This is a genomic window from Microcystis aeruginosa LEGE 91341, assembly GCF_015206885.1.
Lineage (GTDB): Bacteria > Cyanobacteriota > Cyanobacteriia > Cyanobacteriales > Microcystaceae > Microcystis > Microcystis aeruginosa_H.
In genome coordinates this window covers 1-4,231 of record NZ_JADEXY010000213.1, presented here as the reverse complement: position 1 = coordinate 4,231, position 4,231 = coordinate 1, and the positions used below count along the sequence as shown (strand labels likewise).

Sequence of the window (4,231 nt, the reverse complement as noted above, 5' to 3'; positions counted from 1 at the left end):
CTTCCCCACTTCCCCACTTCCCACTTCCCACTTCCCAATTCATAATTCATAATTCATAATTCATAATTCCCAGTCCCCCTCTCAAATCAGCAACGCCCTCTGGGATGATATTCTAGGAGTTAATCTTTAATGCAAATCCGTTGTCACTTAAGGGAGTTAACTCATGCAGGTAAATAATCTCGGCTTTATCGCTAGTATCCTATTCGTCCTAGTCCCCACCGTTTTCCTCTTGATTCTGTTTATCCAAACCAGAGAGGAAACCGAGGGTTAAATTGGGCCGGGAGAGACCAGTTATTTGGTCTCTCCTTAATTTTTTGGTGGCTCTAAGTAGTGTACTCTGCGTTAATTTTGACGTAATCGTAACTAAGATCGCAACCCCAGGCCGTACCTGTTCCCGAACCGTTACCGATGCAGATAGACATTAAAACGGTATCTTCTCGTAAATAAGCCCCGCTTGCTGCCGCTTTCAGGTAATTACTGGCACTAGCTCGATCAAACGCCAGAGGTTGACCATTTTCCATCATCACGAAGTCGCCTAACTTGATTTGTAGGTCTTCTTGATGGAAGACAACCCCGGCCCGGCCCGCGGCCGCCGCAATTCGTCCCCAGTTGGGATCTCGACCGAAAACCGCCGATTTTACTAGGGAAGAACCGGCAATGGTGCGAGCAATCTGACGAGCGGACTGATCATCGGCCGCCCCCGAAACCCGCACTTCTATTAAACAGGTGGCTCCTTCCCCATCCCGGGCGATCGCTTTGGCCAAGTATTGACAAACTTCCGTTAACATGGCCTCTAACTTTTGGGCATCCCGGCCCATTTCCGTGATCGCTGTGGTGCGCGATTGACCGTTAGCCAAGGCGATCAGACTGTCATTGGTACTGGTGTCCCCATCCACCGTAATCTGATTAAAACTTTTATTAGCCGCCCGACTTAACATATTTTGCCAGAGAACCGTCGATACTGCGGCATCACAGGTAATAAAGGAGAGCATTGTCGCCATATTCGGGTGAATCATCCCCGATCCCTTGGCAATTCCCCCAATTGTGACCGGACGACCATCAATAGTGGTTTGCAAGGCGATCGATTTGGGGACTAGATCCGTGGTCATAATCGCCCGGGCCGTGCTTTCGCCACCATTTTCCGACAATAAACCGGCTAAGGTCGGTAAAGCGGCGGTTAACGCATCCATGCGAATCCGTTGCCCGATCACTCCCGTAGAAGCCAGCAAAATTGCATCGGCGGGAATCCCTAAAACTTGGCTCAAGGCGGCGGCACTATCGAGGGCATCTTGCCATCCGGCCTCCCCCGTGGCGGCGTTTGCTTGGCCGGCATTACACAAAATCGCCCTGGCGCTGGCTTTAGTTTGGAGGCGTTGACGGCAATAATCGACGCAAGCGGCGCGTACTTGACTGGTGGTAAAGACTCCAGCGGCGATCGCATCTGTTTCCGAGACAATTAGGGCTAAATCGGGCAAACCGGACGGTTTTAGCCCCGCGGCCATCCCTGCGGATTTAAATCCTTTTGGGGCGGTGATCCCCCCCTCTATTTCCTGCCAATCGGCCATTTTCTCCCGTCTCCTACTTAAATTCGACGATCGATTATAGCAAGTAAAAAACACCTCTTGTAAAAATCAAAAATCTTCGGTTAGGTGAGGAGTCAGTAGTCAGGCTTCGGCCGTGAGCTCAGCCGAACGGAGTCAGTAGTCAGGAGAATTAAGAATGAATAATTCACAGATTCTAGGCAATTTAATCCTTATTTTTGCCGTTTTTGAGTCCTCAAAAATTAATTATGCAAGGGGTCTAAAGTCAAAAAGTAGCAAGGGGTTTGACCGTTGCGGATTGGGGAGAGGAGAGAGGGGAGAGGGAAAAAAAGCTGATAGCTGATAATTCCGGGCTGCAAATTAGCCTAAAATACGATTAATTGACTAGGATTTTGGGGCGATAGTTTATGGAACGCGGGTTATTGTGGACACCTTTATTAATTCTGTTTATTTGGTTGGCTTGGAGTGGTTGGAATGAATACCAAAAAGTGGAAATCTATCGACAATGGGCGGAAAACTTCGATCGAGCTAAGTATGATATATATTCTGTCTTAGGTCAAAAAGATAAAATTATCACTTGGGGAAAGCCAACTCGTAAGGGAGTGATTAATTTACAAACTTTTTCTCTAGAGGAGGTGAAAGAAATCCGTCTGTTAGTTAATAATCAAGTGGTGGATTTAGATGCTCTTCCCCCGCAGGGTTCCCCTTTTCTAGAATTTATCTTTAAGAAGCGATCGCCTGAAAAAATTCCCTTTACTGAAGTTGAATTGGCTAGTCGGTGGACGAAATTTTTACAACAACAAATCTTAATTTAATGGCGATAATTTCTAGCGCAATCTCCCCGATCGCAGGATACCGACAACTAACCATAAACCGATGAAACTAGCTGTAGCAAATAATACGGTACTAATAATAGTTAATTGCCGAGATTGGGTGCTGGCTGTAACAATGGCAGCCCCGATAATTAAGGAACCAATAATCACACTAAAAGCTAGTCGATTGGCGGAATTATCTAAACTGCGACGGAGATTATCTAATTCCCGAATTTTCAGATTAACATTTAAAGTTTCCGAGGTTAAACCATCTAGTAAAACTTCGATTTGACGGGGAGATTTCAGTGAAAAAGATTTTAAATCTAAAACTGTTCTTAGGGCAGTTTGTAGGGGAGTGCTACCGATTAACTGTTGTTCAAGAATATTAGTTAATAGCGGTTTGACTTCTTCTAGGATATTAATATCAGGATTAAATTTTCGGGCAGTTCCTTCTAGATTAGCGAGACTTTTGGCGAATAAACCTAAATTACCCGGAAGTTTAATTCTATTGCGACGGGCAACTTGCAAAAGTTCATAAACTACCTCACTAAAGTTAATTTGATTCAAATTGAGGTTATAATATTTTCGCAGCATCCGCTCATAATCCACCTCTAATTGTACTAAAGTAATCGGGACTACTGACTCGGATAGTTTAATAGTTAGCTGACTGCATCTTTTCGCATCTAAGTCAACAATTGCTAATAACAATTCTGTTAAAATTTGTTGAGTTTGTGGGTCTAATCTGCCCACCATACCACAGTCAATTAAAGCGACTCTACCATCGTCAAGATAGAAGATATTACCTGGGTGAGGATCGGCATGAAAGAAGCCATCAATATAAATTTGTTGAAAAAATGACCGAAATAAAATCCTCGTTATTTCGCTTTTTCTTTGGGAAATTGCTTGCTCAGTTAGCGGTCTAGAAACATCGGCCTCTAAAATTTGTTTTCCCTCTAACCATTCTAACACTAATATCTTGGAATTAGTTAAGTGCCAATAAATTTTAGGAATAACTAACTGTTTGGGTTCTGACCACCGACTCTGGGTTAAATTATAGCGTAATTGGTCAGTATAATGACCTTCTTGGGTGAAATCTAATTCCGCATTGACTGCTTTAATAAATTCCTCTGCTAAGTCAACAACGTCATAACTTTGACCAAATTCTGTCAGGGCAATTAAATCAGCAATTCCCTTAATTAAGGCACTATCTTGGGCGACAATTTTTTCGATTCCTGGACGCAAGACTTTAATCGCTACTTCCTCCCCAGATAATAAAGTCGCCCGATGAATTTGCCCGATCGATCCTGCGGCGATCGGTTGGGGATTAATATACTTAAATACCTGTTTGATCGGTTTGGCTAACTGTTCGGTGATGACTATTTCTATATCCTTCCAAGCAACGGGAGGAACTTGCGCTTGTAGGGCAGTTAAAGCCTCGATATAATTAGCAGGTAGCAGATCGGGACGGGTACTAAGTAACTGTCCCAATTTGACATAAAAAGGTCCCAATTCCACGAGGATTTTTTTGAGAACTTCTGGGGTGGGAATCTGGGGATTTTCTGCTTTTCCTAGGGTTAAAACCCCGCGCATATAGTCCCAACCGTTGCCGAGAACTATCTCAAGGATTTCTTTTTGTCTTTGACTGGTTTGGGGGAGTGAGAACACGGTATTATCAGTGATCAGTTATCAGTTATCAGTTATCAGTTATCAGTGGGGAAGTTATCAGTGGGGAAGTTAGGTACTTATCGATGGCTGCATCCCACATTTGCAGAAATACCGATAATCAGCAATTATCAGTGACTCTTAAATTATTACAGATATATCAGCAGCTGCGTGTAAGCATCCCACAAAAAAACTAATGCGCGGGGGGTTCGGGGG

General features: G+C 43.9%; 4 protein-coding genes. 2 read left to right on the top strand and 2 right to left on the bottom strand.

The window, feature by feature from the left end:
• The first annotated feature begins 163 nt into the window (after window positions 1-163).
• Complete coding sequence (gene psbM, locus IQ234_RS20020) at window positions 164-271, top strand: photosystem II reaction center protein PsbM (RefSeq protein ID WP_002745897.1); 108 nt, start codon at window positions 164-166, stop codon at window positions 269-271.
• A gap of 52 nt (window positions 272-323) precedes the next feature.
• Here psbM and argJ read toward each other — a convergent pair whose 3' ends face one another.
• Window positions 324-1,565, bottom strand: a complete 1,242-nt coding sequence (gene argJ / locus IQ234_RS20015) for a bifunctional ornithine acetyltransferase/N-acetylglutamate synthase (RefSeq protein ID WP_002787007.1) — start codon at window positions 1,563-1,565, stop codon at window positions 324-326.
• Window positions 1,566-1,948: 383 nt separating this feature from the next.
• On the opposite strand from argJ, the gene IQ234_RS20010 reads away from it, so the two are divergent.
• The gene (locus IQ234_RS20010) at window positions 1,949-2,356 is read left to right on the top strand and encodes a hypothetical protein (RefSeq protein WP_193958361.1); all 408 of its coding nucleotides are present in this window, start codon (window positions 1,949-1,951) and stop codon (window positions 2,354-2,356) included.
• A 12-nt stretch (window positions 2,357-2,368) separates the two neighbouring features.
• Here the strand turns inward: IQ234_RS20010 and IQ234_RS20005 are convergent, their stop codons facing one another.
• Window positions 2,369-4,018, bottom strand: coding sequence for an ABC1 kinase family protein (locus IQ234_RS20005; protein ID WP_193958360.1), 1,650 nt, complete (start codon window positions 4,016-4,018; stop codon window positions 2,369-2,371).
• Between the last annotated feature and the right edge of the window lie 213 nt (window positions 4,019-4,231).